Raw genomic sequence first — 17,477 nt, 5'->3', positions numbered from 1 at the left:
ACGGACCCACGCGACGGCCGAGAGACGACTCCGATAGGCTAAAGCGCGCCCGGCCGATGCCAACAAGCATGCCCTATCACGAAGCGGCGAACTTTCTTTTCGACCTTCGCCGGTTCTCGCCGCGGCCGGGGACCGAAGCGACTCGGGAGTTGCTCGCCCACCTGGGTGACCCCCAGGAGTCGCTGACTGCCGTCCAGATTGCTGGCTCGAACGGGAAAGGCTCTACTGCCCGGATGCTCGAATCGATCCTGCGCGAAGCTGGCCTCGACGTGGGGCTCTACACGTCGCCACACCTCGAAGACGTTCGTGAGCGGATCACGGTCAACGGACGAAAGATCTCGACGGCAGCGATCAGTACGTTCGTCGAAGCCGTCGAGCCGTACGTGACCGAACACGCGGCGTCCGGCGACGCACCGACGTTCTTCGAGACGATGACAGCCCTGGCGGTGTGGGAGTTTAGCCGCCGGGACGTCGACGTTGCCATCTTAGAGGTCGGTATCGGCGGGCGTCACGACGCCACCAGCGTCGTCGATCCCGTCGGGAGTGCCCTCACCAGCGTCACGCTCGAACACACTGACTTCTTGGGCGAGACCATTCCCGAGATCGCCCGGGACAAGGCCGCCGTCGCCCCGGACGATGCGGCCCTCGTGACGGCCGCCACCGGCGAGGCACTGGCGACGATCGAAACCAAGGTCGACGACGTGTGTCGCGTCGGCAGGGACGACGACGCAGCGATCACAGTCGAGTACGATGGTCGTGAGGGACTCCGAAGCGTCGTCTCCCTGTCGGGACCGGACTGGTCGGTCGAGACGCGTCTCCCACTGCTGGGTACCCATCAGGCCCAAAACGCCGGTGTCGCCGCAACGCTCGCCCGCCAGGTTGCCGACGTGACAGAGACAGCGTTGGCCGCTGGGCTCGGCCGTGCCACCTGGCCCGGTCGCTTCGAAGTACTCGGCCAGGAACCGCTGGTCGTCCTCGACGGCGCACACAATCCCGGCGGGTGTGAACGCGTCGCTGAAACCCTCGAGGACTTCGAGTACGACGATCTGCACCTCGTCGTCGGCGCGATGTGTGAGAAAGACCACCGTGGAATGGCCACCGCGCTCCCAGCCGCCGATCAGGTGACGGCCTGTGAACCCGCGATCGATCGTGCGGAAGACGAGGCTGTCCTTGCGCGGGCCTTCAGTGAGCAGACAGACGCGACCGTCCGGACCCGGTCTGACGTGGCTGGAGCGCTCGACGACGCCATCGAGGGGGCCGACCCCGACGACGCCGTCCTCGTCGTCGGCTCGCTGTACGCCGTCAGGGAGGCACGGACTCGCTGGACGCGCTCGACGATCCCAAAGCGGGTCGAATCGCTTTCGGCAGGGGCAAAGACCCTCGAAGACGCCCATGTCACCGAGGCAGGCGTCCGTCACATGCGCGGGAAGGCAGCCCATCGAGTGCTCAAGACGCGGGTCCAGCCCCGACAGGCCCAGTCTCTCAAGGAAGCGCTACTGGCCGTGGGCGGGGAGTGTGCGATTTCCGGCCTGGCCGAGCAGGAGCAAGAGCGTGCAGACGTTGTGATGATGGGCACACTCGAACAGTTCCAGCGACTGACGGCGAGGCTGGCCGACCAGCCCGACGGGCTCGGGCCGCTTGCCGACCAGCTCCGGGACACGCTCGGGTTCGGCCCCGCGGACGACACCGCCGAGTATCCATGGAGTGACGGGACGGCAGTCATGGGGATTCTCAACGTCACGCCGGACAGCTTCCACGACGGCGGGGAGTACAACGCCGTCGAGGACGCACTGGCCCGCGCCGAGGAGATGATCGAGGCAGGCGTCGATATCGTCGACGTGGGCGGTGAGAGTACGCGTCCAGGGGCCGAGCCGGTCGCCGTCGAGACCGAGCGCGATCGCGTCGTCCCCGTGATCGAGGCGCTCGCCGAACGGGACGTGACCGTCTCGGTCGATACCCGGAAAGTCGACGTCGCAGCGGCTGCCCTCGAAGCGGGGGCCGACATCCTCAACGACGTCTCCGGGCTGGACGATCCTGGCATGGCCGAGCTGGCTGCCGAACACGACGCGCCGGTGGTCGTGATGCACAGTATCGATACGCCGGTCGATCCGGACCACGAGGTCCATTACGACGACGTAGTCGAGGATGTGATCGACGAAGTGACCGAACGCATCCTCCAAGCCGAGAGGGCGGGTCTGGATCGATCCCAGATCCTCGTCGATCCCGGGCTCGGGTTCGGCAAGACGCCCGCCGAGGACTTCGAAATCCTCGATCGGCTGGGAGAACTCGAGGCCCTGGGCTGTCCGATCCTAGTCGGGCACTCTCATAAGTCGATGTTCGGCCTCGTCGGCCGGGACGCCGACGAGCGGTACGATCCGACAGTCGCTGGGACGGCCGTCGCAACCGAGCGTGGCGCGGACGTGATCCGTGTCCACGACCCAGCAGCCGGGGTTGCTGCCGTCGACGTCGTCGAGGCTGCGGCCGATCCCGACGCGTTTTCGGAGTGAAAAGCGCCCTCTCCGTCGGCGCTCAAAACAAGCCGTGTGCGGCGATGACGTCGCGGTAGACGTCGAGATACGCGTCGACGACAGCCGCGTGGTCGTAGGATGCAAACGAGTCGTCGAACGACCAGCGTTCGAGACTCCCCGACTCGACGATCGCGTCGGCCAGTTCCTGTGGGTCGGTCACCCGGAAGCTGCGGTGGTGGTTCTCGATGAGTTCGTGGGCGCTGGAGTTGGCCTGGTACTCGACGATGCCAACGGACCCGGCCCCAAGCGCCCAGAGCAACTCGGTGGCGAAGTACTCCCGGTAAGCAGTGTGGACGAAGGTGTGGGCTCCTCGATAGATCGCGACGCGTTCCTCCCGAGAGACCTCCCCGACGAAGGTGATCCGGTCGTCGATCCGCAGGTCTGCGGCCTGGCGCTCGTAGTCGTCCCGGAGCGGCCCGTCGCCGACGATCGTTGCCGACCAGTCCCGGTCGCGCAACTCCGCTAAGGCCAACAAGAGACTGTCGACGTTGGCACTCTCGTCGAGCCGATGGGCGAAGGCGACTTCGACTGGCTCGGCTGGGTCGACCGATTGCACCAGCGAGAGGTCGATCCCGTTGGGGATCTGTTCGGTCCGGCCGTCGTCGATCCCGCGCTCACGGACCTGGGTCCGGACGAGTTCCGATGGCGTGATCACCGCTGCCGCTTCCCGGAGTGACTGAGTGACGGTCCGTGAGTCGGCCAGCCCCTCGTCGCCGTACCACTCGACGATCAGCGGCGCACGGGCGAGCGTCCCACCGGTCGAGGCCCCGAAGACCGCTGCTGGCGGGCGCGGGGCGACGTGGATCACGTCCGGGCGATGCCGAGCCAGCAATACTGGGAGCCGGGCCGCAAACGACGTCCGGGCCGGCGAGACCGTCACCCCGTGATAGGTCACGCCGTCGATCGTCCGCTGGTCGTCGTACTCGTCCCACCAGGCGGCACAATAGACGGTGACGTCGTGGCCGCGATCGGCCAGCTGGTGAGCGACGCGCTCGAGGCGACGTGTTCCCTCGGTGTCCCGATGACGGGTCGTCGTCATCGACACGAAAGCGACCCGCATACTCGCCGTGAGAACGCCGGCTCTCAAAAACCCCCCGTCTTCCCCACGGGCGAGGCGCTGTCAGGCCACTGGAGAGGACACACTGGTCAGTTTCACACTGTGAACATCGAGGGGAAGTATTTTTCATCTCGACGGAGAGTTTCCGGTATGACCGCCATCGAAATTGAAAATCTCACGAAACGGTATGGATCGGAACCCGATGCCGTCCAAGCACTGGACGGACTGGACCTCACCGTCCGGGAAGGCGAAGTGTTTGGCTTTCTCGGCCCGAACGGGGCTGGAAAGTCCACGACCATCAACATTCTGCTGCACTTCATCGATGCGACGGACGGAACGGCGACCGTCTTCGGCCACGACGTCGGCGAGGAGTCCATGGCCGTTCGATCGAAGACCGGCGTCCTGCCGGAGGGATTCGAGGTGTTCGACCGGCTCACGGCTCGGGAACATCTGGAGTGGGTGATGGACGCCAAGGGTGTCGAGGACGACGCCGACGCAATTCTCGAAACGGTCGGGCTCAGCGATGCTGTCGATCGGCAGGCCGGTGGCTTCTCGAAGGGCATGGGCCAGCGGCTGGCCCTCGGGATGGCACTGGTCGGCGATCCAGATTTGCTAATTCTGGACGAACCGTCCTCGGGGCTGGATCCGACGGGGATGCAAGACGTTCGGAATATCATCCTCGACCTCGCAGAGCAGGGGACGACCGTCTTCTTCTCGAGTCACATCCTCGCCGAAGTCGAGGCAGTCTGTGATCGCGTCGGCATCCTCAATCAGGGCGAACTCGTCGCTCTGGATACGATCGAAGCCCTCCAAGAGCGTGACAGCGGCGTCGAAACGATCGAAGTGACGGTCGAAACGGTCCCGGAGACGGAAGGGATAGACGAGTTCGACGGCGTACAGCGCGTCAACACCGATGGGGACACCGTGATCGCAGTCTGTGCGGACACGACAGCCAAAGTCGACGTCGTGCGCTGGCTGGACGAACGGACAACGGTGACGGACATCATCTCCGAGGACACGTCTCTGGAAGAACTCTTCCACCGGTATACCGGGGAGGATCCCACGAACGAGCAGCCAGCAAAGACGCCGGAGACGCCGGCCGAGGCCACGGGGGCAAGCCAATGAGTCTCCTCGCCGTCGCGCGACGGGACTTCCTTGACGTCCGACGGGCCAAACTCGTCTGGGCCCCGGTCGCGCTGTACACCGCGTTCATGCTGCTGTTCTTCTGGGGCCAGAGTACCTCCGCTGACCCGGACTTTTATCCGATTATCTGGGGCCTCGTCGGTCTCGGTGGCGTCCTGCTCGTGCCATTGATCGCGCTGGTCGCCGCGTACCTCTCGATCGCTGGGGAACGGGAGTCCGGGCGGATCAAGTTCACGCTCGGCGTGCCCGTCAGTCGGACGGCGGTCATCGGGGGGAAGCTGCTGGCCCGTGGGGCCGTCGTCTTGCTCGGGCTCGCTGTCTCGCTGGCGCTGGTCGTGCCGATCGCGATGGTCTTCGTTCCCGAGATGACGATCGAATACGGCGATTATCTGGTCTTTGCAGCCATGACACTCGCGTACGCGCTGGCGTACGTCTCGGTGGCCGTCGGAATCTCGGCGGTCACAGCCAGTCGATCGCGGGCGATGGCCGCCGGGATCGGGTTCTTCTTCGTGTTCAACATCGGCTGGAACTTCCTCCCGGTCAACCCGATGCAGATGATCGAGTTCGTCCTCGATCAGTTCGGGATGACGGCACCCGAGGAAGTGCTCGAACTGGTCTTCAGCCTCAGCCCGACCGGGGCCTACCTGAACGCGACCAAGCTCTACATGCCAAACCGGTTCCTCGAAGGGGTCGGCAACGTCGTACTCAGTGACCCGCCGTTTTACATCCAGGGCTGGTTCATGGTCGTCATTCTGGCCGCCTGGATCGTCGTCCCCCTCGTACTGGCCAACTGGCGGTTTTCGAGGGCTCAGCTCGGGTAGTTTCGGGGCCGAGATCGGAGCCCGGACAGACTGGCGCTCCGTTCAGATAACGCCGGTCACTTCGGCGGCTTCCCGTGCAGCGGGCTCGCTCATCCCGTTCCCGAGGATCGTATAGCGGTCACGGATCTCGTGGGCGGTGGTCAACGCCTCGATGACCGTCGCGTCGTCGATACCCAATTCTGCGGCAGTCGTCGGCGCACCGATGTGGACCAGTGCATCCCGAATGTCCCGCCATTCTCCATGCTCGCCGCTGTGGAGGTATTCGACCATGATCGAGCCGACGCCGACCTGATGGCCGTGCAGGGCCGCGTCTGGAACGAGTCGGTCAAGCTGGTGAGAGAACAGGTGTTCGGCCCCCGATGCCGGCCGGGAGCTACCCGCGATGGACATCGCAACCCCTGAGGAGACTAAGGCCTTGAGGACCACCCAGGCGGATTCTTCGAGACCCTGTTTGATCGAACCGGCTTGATCGACCAGTAGCTCGGCAGTCATCCGGGAGAGAGCACCGGAGTACTCCGAATAGGTTACGTTCTGGAGGCGTTGGGCGAGTTGCCAGTCCTTGACGGCCGTGTAATTAGAGATGATGTCGGCACAGCCGGCCGTCGTGAGACGCCAGGGGGCATCCGCGAGAATACCGGTATCAGCCACGACAGCGACTGGGGGATTCGCTGCGACACTGTGGCGCGTCCCATCTTCCGGAACCGAGGCGCGGCCGCTGACGATGCCATCGTGGCTGGCTGCAGTGGGCACTGAAACGAAGCCCGTTCCGAGTTCGTCGGCAGCCATCTTCGTGATGTCGATCGGCTTGCCCCCGCCGACGCCGATCAGGTAATCGGCCTCGGCGTCTTCGGCAGCGTCGATGACTCGCTGGACGGCCTCGAAACTCGCCTCCTCGATGATCGTCACTGCGGGGTCGTGACCTCGCTGTTCGAACTGTTTGCGGACCGTCTGACCGGCGACTTCGTTGGGAATCTCGCCGGTCACGATCAGCGGCCGACCGGAGAGGTGAAGCTCCTCGACAGCTTCTGCGGTCCGTCCGAGGACGTCGTGACCCACGAGGACGTTCCGGGGCAGGCGAATCCAGATCGACTTCTCGAACATGTCCCGACCGTCGCCGCCGGTGCTCATAATCCTTTGCCGTCACGAGACGATCCGGCCCGGACTGTCACTTGGCCACGTCGGCCCGCTCGGTCATCGTGTCGAGCGCTCTCTGCGCCCAGTCATCCCAGGCGAACCCACGATCGGCCATGCACGTCTCCGGGAGACTGGAGGACGAAAGCCAGCCGACGTACCTTATGCTATCACGGGGCGTCCGTCGCGTGGACGGGTTTTCGGTCGCTCGCGATCACTCATCGAGAGCCGATGACCATCTCGACGGATTCGCGATCCGGACCCTCGGCCTGTCCCGTTCGATCGCTCTCGCGGTGCTCGGCGACGGTCGCCGCAAGCGCCTGCTCGTGTGGCGTCGACTCCCACCCCAGAGCCTGAAGTTTTGCCGTCGAGAGCAGATGTGGCTGGTCGCGATACAGTGGGAAGTCCTCGGGGGCGACCATTCCCGCGGCGAGTTCGTTCCCGCTCACGCCGACCGGGCGGGCGTTGCGGTCCATCGCATCGGCGATCAACTCGACCCACTGACCCAGCGTCGGAGCGTGGCGATCACCGACGTTGTAAGCCTCGCCCGCCTCGCCGCGTTCGGCGACGATCCGGAGTGCGCTTGCGACGTCCTCGACGTAGGCGAACTGCCAGAGACTGAGGCCATCGCCCGGCACGGCGACCCGATCGTAGGAATCGACGCGATGCAACCAGTAGTCGAATCGCTCGGTATAATCGTACGGCCCGTAGACGACCGTCGGGCGGACGCTCAGTGCCCTGACGCCATCCTCGGCGGCAGCGAAAACCGCACGGTCGCCCTCGGCTTTGCGGTTGCCGTAGGTGCGTGCGGAGTCGTCGGTCGCCTGCTCGTCGGTACACGGCGAAAGGGGCGTCTCGGCTTCCCGTTTCGGGACCCTCTCTTGGCCGTAGGCCGACCCACTGGAGACGTAGACGTAGGCTTTGGCGTCGGCGAAGACGTCGGTCGCGACGCGGACGTCTCGCGGGTGGTAGGCCACGCAGTCGATGACGACGTCGGGATCGACCTGTTCTCGGGCGGCTTCGAGGGCGGCGGCGTCGGTCCGATCGCCCTGGACGTGCCTGACGCGATCGTCCCCCTCGAAGGGGTTCGCGTGGCTCCCCCGGTTGAACAGCGTCACGTCGTAATCGTGATCGAGAAATTCCGTGACGGTATGGCGGCCGATAAATCGCGTGCCACCGATGACGAGTACGTCGTCCATGGCTCACTGCTGGGCCGGGCCAGACAAACCCGTGTCGTTCCCCTCACCAGCGGGACCGCGATTTGACCACTGCCCTCACATCGAGACGATGGGTTCGTTCGATGTCTCCAGACTCGGAGGCAAGTCGGTCTCACCGGTCAGATGCAGGTCGACGTGGCGGGCGACGTCTCGCCCGCTGCCGATCGCCCAGACGATCAGGGATGGGCCCATCTCGGCGTCACCGGCCGCGAAGACACCATCGACGTTGGTCATCATCGTCTCGTCAGTTGCGAGCGTGCCGTCGTCGTTGATAGCCACGCCGAGCGGTTCGAACGGGCTAGATTCGGGGGCTTCGAACCCGACTGCCAGCACGACGAGATCGGCGTCGATCTGGACGTTTGACTGCGTGACGGTCTTCTGTGGCGGGCCGGCCCCGCCTTCTTCCCACATGATGCGGTCGGCGAGGATCGCATCGACGCTTCCATCGCCGTCCTGATCGACGAACTCGTTGGTATCGACGCAGTACTCTTCGACGGCACCCTCTTGTTGGGCGTAGGTCTTCTTGTAGGTCTGGGGCTGGTCCGGCCAGGGGTTGTCAGGCGGCCGCTCGACTGGCGGTTTGGGCAGCAGTTCGATCTGGACAACCTGCTTGGCACCCTGTCGGTGGGCGGTCGCAACACAGTCGGCACCAGTGTCGCCACCGCCGAGCACGACGACGTTTTTCCCCTCGGCATCGATGTCCGGACCCGGCACGTCTTTCCGGGCGTTGCGGCGGTTCTGCTGGGTCAAGTAGTCCATCGCGAAGTGGATCCCGTCCAGATCCCGGCCCGGCAAGTCGAGATCGATCGGTTTCTGAGAGCCGACGGCGACGACCGAAGCGTCGAAGTCGTCTTCCAAACGCTCGACCGGCACGTTCCCGCCGACCTCGGCGTTCGTCTCGAAGGTGATCCCTTCCGCACGAAGTTGGTCGACACGGCGCTGTACGCGGTGTTTTTCGAACTTCTGGTCGGGGATACCGTAGCGCATCAACCCACCGACTTCGTCGGCACGCTCGAAGACCGTCACGTGATGGCCCGCACGGTTGAGTTGCTGGGCGGCCGAGAGACCGGCCGGACCGCTCCCCACGACCGCGACCGCGTAGTCGCTCCGAGTCTGGGGCGGTTCGGGTTCGATCCAGCCTTCCTCCCAGCCTCGATCGACGATCGCCCGCTCGATGGACTTGATCGTCACCGGGTCGTCGTTGTACGCGAGCACGCAGGAGTTCTCACACGGTGCCGGACAGTTGTAGCCCGTAAACTCCGGGAAGTTGTTGGTCGCGTGCAGGCGTTCGAGTGCTTCCTTCCAATCCGAGCGGTGGACGAGGTCGTTCCAGTCGGGAATGATGTTCCCGATCGGACAGCCACTCATACAGGTCGGCGTCCCGCAGTCCATGCAGCGTTCGCCCTGCTCTTTGAGGTGCTCTTCGTCCCACTCCGATTCCCACACTTCCTCGTAGTCCTGCTTGCGTTCCTCGGGGTCGCGCTTGCCGATCGGTTGGCGACGGTGGCGACGGTACCCGCCGGGATGGCGTTCGGCCATCAGTCATCACCCTCCGTTGGGAACGAAGGGGTCGATGGTTTCGGCGGCGGCGACGCCCGCACGTCCTCGCCGTCTTCGAGCTGTTCCTCGACGACGGCGGCGAAGGCGTCGGGCATTACCTTCACGAACTGGGAGACGTAGGTGTCCCAGTCGGCCAAGATCTCCTCGGCGCGCTCGCTGTCGGTGTAGCGGGCGTGATTTTCGACCAGCCGCCGAACCATCTGGCGGTCGCGCTCGTCTAGTTCCGCAAGGTGGACCATATCGTGATTGACGCGTTGGTCGAAGTCACCAGCCTCGTCTAAGACGTAAGCCTCGCCGCCGGACATCCCGGCCCCGAAGTTCTTGCCCGTCTCGCCGAGAATCACGGCGACGCCGCCGGTCATGTACTCACAACCGTGATCGCCGACACCCTCGACGACGGTCTTGACGCCGGAGTTGCGGACGGCAAAGCGCTCGCCGGCCTGGCCGTTGAAGTAAGCCTCGCCGTCGGTTGCGCCGTACAGCGCAACGTTGCCGGCGAGAATGTTCTCACTGGCCGCGTAGCCGGCTTCGGCCGGCGTCTCGACGATCAGTTTCCCGCCAGAGAGCCCCTTCCCGGCGTAGTCGTTGACGTCTCCCGTCATATCGATCGTCACGCCGGGGGCCAAGAACGCGCCGAACGATTGGCCGCCGGTGCCGTCGAGATCGAGCCTGACGGTATCGTCTTCCAGTCCGTCTTCGCCGTGGGCCTTCGAGAGTTCGGCACTCAACATCGTACCGACGGTGCGATCCTCGTTGGTGACACGCGCCTCGATGTCGACGTCGTCGCCACGCTTGACGGCCGGCTGTGCCTGGGCGATGAAGTCATTGTCGATCTTGTCGGCGAGCTTGTGATTTTGCCCCCGCGTCTTCCGGCGGTCGTCCTCGCTGTCGGGTCGCCAGAGCAGTTCCGAGAGGTCGACGTGCTTTGCCCGCGGGTGATCGACGTCCTTCTGTTCGAGGAACTCGGTGTGGCCGATCAGTTCGTCCATCGTCTCGACGCCGAGTTCGGCCATGATCTCCCGCACTTCGCGGGCGATAAAGCGCATGTAGTTGGCGACGAATTCGGGGTCACCCGGGAAGTTGTCTCGCAGCTCCTCGTCCTGGGTCGCGACGCCGACCGAGCAGGTGTTGCAGTGGCACTTCCGGAGCATCACACAGCCACAGGTGATCAGCGGTGCCGTCCCGAAGCCGTACTCCTCGGCCCCGAGCAGTGCCGCAATCGCGACATCGCGGCCGGTCTTGAGCCCGCCGTCGACCCGGACGCGGATACGCGACCGAAGGTCGTTGTCCAGCAGGATCTGGTTGGCCTCGGCGATGCCAAGTTCCCAGGGGAGGCCGGCGTTCTTGATCGAGGTCTTTGGCGAAGCCCCGGTCCCGCCCGACTGGCCCGAAATCAGAACGGCGTCAGCCTTGCCTTTGGCGACGCCCGCGGCGATGATCCCCACACCGGCCTCACTGACGAGCTTGACGTGGACGTCCGCGTCGCGATTCGCGCACTTCAGGTCGTGGATGAGCTGGGCGAGATCTTCGATCGAGTAGATATCGTGATGGGGCGGCGGCGAGATGAGCGGGACGCCGGGCGTCGTCGAGCGTGTCTCGGCGATCAACTCGCTGACCTTCTCGCCGGGTAGGTGGCCGCCCTCGCCGGGCTTTGAGCCCTGGGCCATCTTGATCTCTAAGTGCTCGGCGTTGACGAGGTAGTTCGAGTCGACACCAAAGCGGCCGGAAGCGACTTGCTTGTCCGCACACTCGCGTTCGGTCCCGAACCGGTCGGTCGGTTCCCCGCCCTCGCCCGTGGAGGCAAACCCGCCGACGCGGTTCATGCCCGCGGCGAGGGTCTCGTGGGCCTCCGGGCTGATCGACCCGAAGGACATCGAGGAACTGAAAAACCGTTGGGTGATCTCCTCGACGGGTTCGACGTCTTCGATCGGGATCGACTCCCGGTGGTCGGTATCGAAGTCGAGCAAGCCCCGCAGGGTCTGGAGGCGCTCGTTTTGCTCGTTGATCATCCCCGCAAACTCCTGGTAGGCCTCGTAGTCGCCGTGATTGGTGGCGTACTGGAGTTTGCCGATCGTGTTGGGGTTCCACTGGTGGAACTCCCCGTCCCGTCGCCAGTACAGTTCCCCACCCTGCTCGAGTTCGAGATTGCCAGCCACCGACGCCTCGAAGCCGTTCTGGTGGCGTTCGAGGACGTCTGCTTCCAGTTGTTCGAGGCCGATACCGTCGGTCCGATTTTCCGTTCCCTCGAAGTATTCGGCGACGAAATCGCTGTCCAGGCCGACAGCTTCGAAGATTTGGGCACCCTTGTAACTCTCCAGGGTCGAAATGCCCATCTTGGCCATGACCTTCTGGATACCGTCTTCGATGGCGTGGCGGTACTGCGCTAAGGCCGTCTCTCGGTCGACCTCGAGCGTGCCGTCGTAGACGAGTTCCGCGATCGATTCGTAGGCCAGGTACGGCGTCACGGCGTCGGCACCGTATCCCACCAGCGTCGCAAAGTGGTGGACAACGTTTGGTTGGCCGCTTTCGAGGACGATGCCAGCGTGCGTTCGGAGCCCCTCACGGACCAGGTGGTGGTGGACGCCGCCGACCGCGAGCAGGCTCGGGATCGGGACCCGATCCGGGCCGGTCGCTGCGTCCGAGAGGATGACGATTTCGGCCCCGTCTTCGATCGCCTCGCGAGCGGCGGTGCGGACATCTTCGACGGCCGCTTGCAAGTCAGTCTCGTCGGGATCGTAGGTGATGTCGACCGATTCGGACCGGATACCGTTTGCCTCGATGTCGGCGATTTTGGCGTGTTCGTCCCGTGAGAGAATCGGCGAATCCAACGCCAGCTGCCGGCAGTGCTCGGGTGTCTCGGCGAGCAGGTTGTTCTGGCGGCCAATGTGTTGTTGGAGCGAGGTGACCGTCTCCTCGCGGATGTAGTCGATCGGCGGGTTCGACACCTGGGCGAACAGTTGCTTGAAGTACGTAAAGAGGGTCTTGTTCCGACTCGAAAGGACCGACAGCGGGGTGTCGTTACCCATCGCGCCGATCGGGTCTTTGCCTTCGGCAGCCATCGGCTCGATCAAGCGCTCGACGTGATCGAGCGTGTACCCGAAGGCACGCTGGTAGGTGGTAATGTCTTCTTCGACGTAGCTTGGCGGCTCGACGTCGCCGGGGTCGACGTCCGCGAGCGTGACGCGGTTCGCTTCGAGCCAGTCGCCGTATCGGTCGTCGGTCAAGCGATCGAAGATCTCGTCGTCGGGGACGATCCGCCCTTCTTCGGTGTCGGCGTAGAACATCTGACCCGGTTCGAGGCGATCTTTGCGCTCGACCCGCGAGGGGTCGACCTCGATCGCACCGGTCTCGCTGGACATAACCAGCCGATCGTCCTCGGTGACGAGGTACCGACAGGGACGCAGGCCGTTCCGATCGAGAATCGCACCGACGTTTTGCCCGTCGGTAACGGCCACGAGCGCGGGGCCGTCCCAGGGCTCGTTGATGGTCGAGTGATACTGATAGAAGTCTTCGCGGTCGGCCGCGAGTGTCGGCGACTCCTCCCAGGCCTCGGGTACGAGCATCCGCAAGGCGTGGGGCAGCGACCGGCCACCTTCGACGAGCAATTCGAGAACGTTGTCGAGGACGGCCGTGTCACTCTGGCCCTCTTCAGTAATCGGTTTGAGCTTCTCGATGTCGTCGCCAAACACCGGGCTTTCCAGATCGGCTTCCCGGGCCTGCATCCAGTTGAGGTTCCCGCGAAGGGTGTTGATCTCGCCGTTGTGGATGATGTTCCGATAGGGATGGGCGAGTTCCCAGGCACCCAGGGTGTTCGTCGAGAACCGCGAGTGGACGAAGACGAGACTGGTCTCGACGCGCTCATCGGAGAGATCTTCGTAGTAGGTCCGAACCTGCGCGTTGGTCAACAGCCCCTTGTAGACGAGCTTCTGGCGATCGAGCGAGCAGATATAGAACCGGTCGTGGCCGGCAGGTTCGGTCGATTCGACCCGGTTCTCGATGACGTTCCGGAGCACGTACAGCGCCGTATCGAGTTCCTCAGAGGAGAGATTCGCTTGCGGTCGAACGAAAAACTGCTGGACGTCTGGTTCACTGTCCAGCGCTGTTTCCCCGAGTCCTTCGTTGTCGGTCGGCACCGAGCGCCAGGCGACGACCTCGAACCCCTCGTCGACGATGGCCGCCTCGATGGTCGCTCGGAGCTCGTCGGTCGAACGGTCCTTGGGAAAGAACACCTGCCCGACACCGTAGTCGTCGAAGTCGCCGAGCCCATCGATCTCCTCAGCGAAGAAGCCATGTGGCTTTTGAATCATGATCCCGGCCCCGTCACCGGTGTTTTCCTCTGCCCCCCGTGCGCCCCGGTGGTCGAGGTTCTCCAGTAGCGAGAGGCCATCCGAGATGATTTCGTGTTCTTTCTCACCTGAGAGGTTGAGGAGGACGCCGACGCCACAGTTTGCCTTCTGGGTGGTGGCGTCGGCAAGCCCCCGCTCGGAGACAGATGCGTTTGGATCGCTCATTGTGGACCTAGTTCGTGGATATACGCATAAACAATCGGGTTGCGTGCAGGAATTGCGCGCCCATCTCACGTACTCGGACGTGTGCCCTAGTTTCTCGTCGGGAGTTCACCGATCGTCCCGTTTCGATCGTGGCTCTCGCTGGATTGTCCAGAAACATTCTCGCTGCGGAGAAAACAGCATTATCAACCGGGAAAATCCCCAACACTCGGCCACTCAACGGTCCAGTGATTTCGTCATCGTCTCGGCAGGCAGGCCGCGCCACTCCGTGGCCGATGAGTGTTCGTAGCCGTTCGCTTCGAAGAACTCGAAGGCAATCGTCGGTACTGCAGCCCGAACGGACTGGGCGCCTGCCTGCCCCATCTGCGCTTCGACCCGCTGCAGGAGGACGGTCCCGAAGCCTTCGCGCTCGTACTCGGGGCTCGTGAAGATCCCCCGAACGACCCCCACATCGGCGGAGAAGACGGCGTAGCTCACTGGCGTGATGGGCGTCTCAGCGACGAGCACTGTCGTCGCGTCTTCGTCGATCCAGGCCTCGAGGGGGTCGTCGGTCCCAACGACTAAATCAGCGTAGACGTCACGATCGTAGACGTCGCTACAGCTGGCCTCGATTGCCTGACTGCGAAGGATCCGAAGTCCGGGCACGTCCCCACGCTCGGCCGCTCGTACGGTGACATCCATTCGTCTGTCCCACCAGTAGCCACCCGAAACGTAAAATCACCATGCCGGCAGCGACGACCCGCCCGTGGCCACGAGGGAGACGACTCACCGCCGGACATTCGTCTCCAGTCTGCCGATTGTCCGACCCAAGTCTGACGGTGATTTATATGCAGTCCACAGCGACGATGTGACGGGGGCACCCGAAACGTCACACGCTCCCCTTCCCTTCGTTCTGAGACCGTGCCGATCGACGAGACTCACCGTCGCTGCGTTCAGCCGTGCGAAGAGTAAGGGAACGCTTTTGATTGCTCTTGTCGAACAGTGTTCCAAATTACGGCCCTCGAAGCCAGTTGTGCCCTCCAGAAAGCATGGACGCCGACGCATCGTTGCCACAGCCGCGATACGAATTGCTCGACGGACCCCCGGGTATCCGATTCGTCGATCCGATCGATGGCGGCCAGTTCTCACTGTTTACCCAAGCGCCGTGTGAGCCAGTCGAGCGATCGACGGACGCCCTCCCGATACCGATCGACACAGCCATCGAGATCGGTACACCGACGCTTCAGACGCCGTATCTCGTCGGCGTCTGGGTTCGGGACAGTGAGTTTACGCTCGTCGATCAGTGTACGGGTGGTGAGACCGTTTCCCTGGAGCACGGGGAGTATATCGTCGAGTTCTCGGCCGTCCAGTTGAAGGTGTATCTCGGGGTCGAGGGTCCCTTCGAGATCGATGCGACCGGCGAGGCAGTGACGTTTTCGTTCGAGCAGGCGTCTGAGGTGGTTCTGGGCGTTCGCTCGTATCACGAGCAGCCAGCCCGTACGATCACGACGACAACGGATCCGTGTGACCTGATGCACGCGATCTCGCAATTTCGTGCGTCGTTGCTGACCACGAGTCCCGAACGTTCGTTCCCGACCTTACGTGGGCACCCACCGTTGCTCGAACTCGGCGAAGAACTATCCATCCCGGCCGGTTCGGCCCTCTCGGAGCCATCGGCCTTTATCGAAGTACCAGTCAGATGGGATCGCATATTGCCCGTCACGTCGCTGGCGTATTATTTGGATGGGGCAGTAGTTCCCGGCCGGGAGCCGCGACTGGTTGTCGATGGCGAGACGTTTCCCCTCAGTGGTCCGGCGGGATTCGAACAACGCGTCGAAGCCATTCTCAAACACGTCTTCGCGCTCGATTGTATCACGCGCACCGAAGGTCTGTACGACGTCGAGTTGCACGAACGCTCACTCATCGAAGACCGGGTTACCCTCGACTTTGCCGAACTGTACGACGCCCCGATCGCCGACCGAATCTCGGCGTACATGGACGTTCCCTTCGACGTCGTTGCACCGGCAGTCCCCGAGTGGAAACTGACAGCCGATGTCGAGCCCGATCCAGACAATATCCCGGTATTGCCGTTCCTGGCCTCTGATCTCGCCGTTATCCGAGTGCCAGAAAGCGACGACATCGAATCTCGCACCATCGAAGACACGTCACCGGACGTCGAGACGTTCTTCCGGGACGATCCAGTCCTCGTCCGCGAACAAGCAAGCGTCGACCGTACGGCCAGTACGACAGATAGCGCGTCAATCTCGGATCGGGTGTTCCACCCGGAGCCCACCGACAGCCTGATGCAGACGTTCGTCGGTGAGGGGATCCCGGTGGGCGCGACGAAGATGACCCCCACGGCGTTTCGCCGACGGCTGGCGTACGAACCAGCCGAACCTGGGCGGATCCAGATCGACGTCGTGAACAACGAGACAGCGATGAGCGAGGAGTCGGCCGTCTCTGACGTTTACGGGACCCGCGAGTGGATCGACTTCGACATTTCTGTCCACACGGAACTGACGAAAGCGGAACTCACCAAGGTCCTCGAAACCGAGACGGACTTCTTCCACTACATCGGTCACGTCAAGGACGAGGGCTTTCGCTGTGCGGACGGCCACTTGGATGCGGAAACGCTGTCCGACATAGACGTCGGGGCGTTCCTGCTCAACGCCTGCAGGTCCTACGACCAGGGACGGGCGCTCGTCGACGCCGGCGCGCTCGGCGGCATCGTCACGCTGGCGAACGTGCCCAACCCCACGGCCACCGAGATCGGAAAGAACCTGGCGCGGTTGTTGAATACTGGGTTCTCGATCGCGAATGCGCGTTCAGTACTGGGAGAAGATGAAAAGTTAGCAAAACGATATTTAGTAATAGGTGACGGAAATGCGAATATCGTGAAGAGTAAGATTGGAAGTCCTGTTCTTATGCAGATTACTGCAACATCGGATGAAACGATCAATTACGATATCAGGGGGTTTCCATCTCCCAACCACTCGGTGGGTGGATTAAGAACCTGGAATGTTGATCTCCCCGTTGGAAATTGTATCAGCCCGATGTATATTACGGATATTGAGATTACAAAAGAGAAATTTAGACGTATCTGCGAAAAAAATGATTCTCCACTAATTTTTGACAGTGAATTGGTGTGGAGTACCGAGTTCCTAAACGGTCGAATTTAAGGGCCTAAAGTAACATCTGCGAAGTCGGCCGAGGCCGCGCCCATCTGTGTCAACAACACGAGCAGCATGAACAGGACGCCGATTAGTCGCGGGTGCTTTGCCAGGAAGGCCGTTTCCGCCGATTCTGATTGGCTCATGGCCGCCTACGGGTTTTTTCCAAAAGCCATAGTGTATTTCTAAAGGTATTTAATACTAATATAATTAATATAAATGCAAGATTCGTATAGGATATCCAGCTAATCCACCCAATGTGACAGTATCCCTACTATTTTCAATTATATAAGAGCGAAATGGGGGGTGCCGAAAGGTTCTTAATTGTTAGTAATGTAATCGATCGCAAGGACCAGGGATGAC

General features: G+C 62.9%; 11 protein-coding genes. 4 read left to right on the top strand and 7 right to left on the bottom strand.

Annotated elements, in window-relative coordinates:
- The first annotated feature begins 68 nt into the window (after positions 1 to 68).
- On the top strand, positions 69 to 2,507 hold the full coding sequence (gene folP / locus FR699_RS02510; RefSeq protein ID WP_158853761.1) for a dihydropteroate synthase: 2,439 nt from the start codon (positions 69 to 71) through the stop codon (positions 2,505 to 2,507).
- Between the two features lie 22 nt (positions 2,508 to 2,529).
- Here the strand turns inward: folP and FR699_RS02505 are convergent, their stop codons facing one another.
- Positions 2,530 to 3,588 carry a glycosyltransferase family 4 protein gene (locus tag FR699_RS02505; RefSeq protein ID WP_158853758.1) on the bottom strand — a complete coding sequence of 353 codons (1,059 nt, stop codon included), beginning with the start codon at positions 3,586 to 3,588 and terminating at the stop codon, positions 2,530 to 2,532.
- A gap of 147 nt (positions 3,589 to 3,735) precedes the next feature.
- On the opposite strand from FR699_RS02505, the gene FR699_RS02500 reads away from it, so the two are divergent.
- Both FR699_RS02500 and FR699_RS02495 read left to right on the top strand, forming a co-directional pair.
- Positions 3,736 to 4,710: an ABC transporter ATP-binding protein gene (locus FR699_RS02500; protein ID WP_154551931.1), complete on the top strand. Its 975-nt coding sequence runs from the start codon at positions 3,736 to 3,738 to the stop codon at positions 4,708 to 4,710.
- Entirely contained in the window at positions 4,707 to 5,549 is an 843-nt protein-coding gene (locus FR699_RS02495) for an ABC transporter permease subunit (RefSeq protein ID WP_154551932.1), read from the top strand. The genes FR699_RS02500 and FR699_RS02495 overlap by 4 nt, the downstream gene beginning before the upstream one ends.
- Positions 5,550 to 5,591: 42 nt before the next feature.
- Here FR699_RS02495 and FR699_RS02490 read toward each other — a convergent pair whose 3' ends face one another.
- The 5 genes from FR699_RS02490 to FR699_RS02470 all read right to left on the bottom strand — a co-directional run bounded on the left by FR699_RS02490 (position 5,592) and on the right by FR699_RS02470 (position 14,646).
- A complete protein-coding gene (locus FR699_RS02490) occupies positions 5,592 to 6,650 on the bottom strand; it encodes an NAD(P)-dependent glycerol-1-phosphate dehydrogenase (RefSeq protein WP_154551933.1) in 1,059 nt (352 codons plus the stop codon).
- Between the two features lie 248 nt (positions 6,651 to 6,898).
- The gene (locus FR699_RS02485; RefSeq protein ID WP_158853755.1) at positions 6,899 to 7,879 is read right to left on the bottom strand and encodes an NAD-dependent epimerase/dehydratase family protein; all 981 of its coding nucleotides are present in this window, start codon (positions 7,877 to 7,879) and stop codon (positions 6,899 to 6,901) included.
- Positions 7,880 to 7,954: 75 nt separating this feature from the next.
- Complete coding sequence (locus FR699_RS02480) at positions 7,955 to 9,436, bottom strand: glutamate synthase subunit beta (protein WP_158853753.1); 1,482 nt, start codon at positions 9,434 to 9,436, stop codon at positions 7,955 to 7,957.
- Positions 9,436 to 13,968, bottom strand: coding sequence for a glutamate synthase large subunit (gene gltB, locus FR699_RS02475; RefSeq protein ID WP_158853751.1), 4,533 nt, complete (start codon positions 13,966 to 13,968; stop codon positions 9,436 to 9,438). Before gltB ends, FR699_RS02480 begins: the two co-directional genes overlap by 1 nt.
- Before the next feature lie 213 nt (positions 13,969 to 14,181).
- Positions 14,182 to 14,646, bottom strand: coding sequence for a GNAT family N-acetyltransferase (locus FR699_RS02470; RefSeq protein WP_158853749.1), 465 nt, complete (start codon positions 14,644 to 14,646; stop codon positions 14,182 to 14,184).
- Positions 14,647 to 14,993: 347 nt separating this feature from the next.
- On the opposite strand from FR699_RS02470, the gene FR699_RS02465 reads away from it, so the two are divergent.
- Positions 14,994 to 17,123 carry a hypothetical protein gene (locus FR699_RS02465; RefSeq protein ID WP_158853746.1) on the top strand — a complete coding sequence of 710 codons (2,130 nt, stop codon included), beginning with the start codon at positions 14,994 to 14,996 and terminating at the stop codon, positions 17,121 to 17,123.
- Here the strand turns inward: FR699_RS02465 and FR699_RS13080 are convergent.
- Positions 17,120 to 17,260, bottom strand: a complete 141-nt coding sequence (locus FR699_RS13080) for a hypothetical protein (protein WP_195837643.1) — start codon at positions 17,258 to 17,260, stop codon at positions 17,120 to 17,122. The two genes, FR699_RS02465 and FR699_RS13080, sit on opposite strands and share 4 nt — an antisense overlap.
- Positions 17,261 to 17,477: the final 217 nt, after the last annotated feature.

The sequence above is a fragment of the Halorhabdus sp. CUG00001 genome, assembly GCF_009797925.1.
GTDB lineage: Archaea > Halobacteriota > Halobacteria > Halobacteriales > Haloarculaceae > Halorhabdus.
Note: the sequence above shows the minus strand (reverse complement) of the source record. Positions and strands in the feature narration are given on the sequence as shown.

Bases quoted from the DNA above. Each gene is read 5' to 3' on its own strand.
- FR699_RS02470 (WP_158853749.1), bottom strand. From the start codon at position 14,646: ATGGATGTCACCGTACGAGCGGCCGAGCGTGGGGACGTGCCCGGACTT.
- FR699_RS13080 (WP_195837643.1), bottom strand. From the start codon at position 17,260: ATGAGCCAATCAGAATCGGCGGAAACGGCCTTCCTGGCAAAGCACCCG.
- FR699_RS02490 (WP_154551933.1), bottom strand. From the start codon at position 6,650: ATGTTCGAGAAGTCGATCTGGATTCGCCTGCCCCGGAACGTCCTCGTG.
- folP (WP_158853761.1), top strand. From the start codon at position 69: ATGCCCTATCACGAAGCGGCGAACTTTCTTTTCGACCTTCGCCGGTTC.
- FR699_RS02480 (WP_158853753.1), bottom strand. From the start codon at position 9,436: ATGGCCGAACGCCATCCCGGCGGGTACCGTCGCCACCGTCGCCAACCG.
- FR699_RS02505 (WP_158853758.1), bottom strand. From the start codon at position 3,588: ATGCGGGTCGCTTTCGTGTCGATGACGACGACCCGTCATCGGGACACC.
- gltB (WP_158853751.1), bottom strand. From the start codon at position 13,968: ATGAGCGATCCAAACGCATCTGTCTCCGAGCGGGGGCTTGCCGACGCC.
- FR699_RS02495 (WP_154551932.1), top strand. From the start codon at position 4,707: ATGAGTCTCCTCGCCGTCGCGCGACGGGACTTCCTTGACGTCCGACGG.
- FR699_RS02485 (WP_158853755.1), bottom strand. From the start codon at position 7,879: ATGGACGACGTACTCGTCATCGGTGGCACGCGATTTATCGGCCGCCAT.
- FR699_RS02465 (WP_158853746.1), top strand. From the start codon at position 14,994: ATGGACGCCGACGCATCGTTGCCACAGCCGCGATACGAATTGCTCGAC.
- FR699_RS02500 (WP_154551931.1), top strand. From the start codon at position 3,736: ATGACCGCCATCGAAATTGAAAATCTCACGAAACGGTATGGATCGGAA.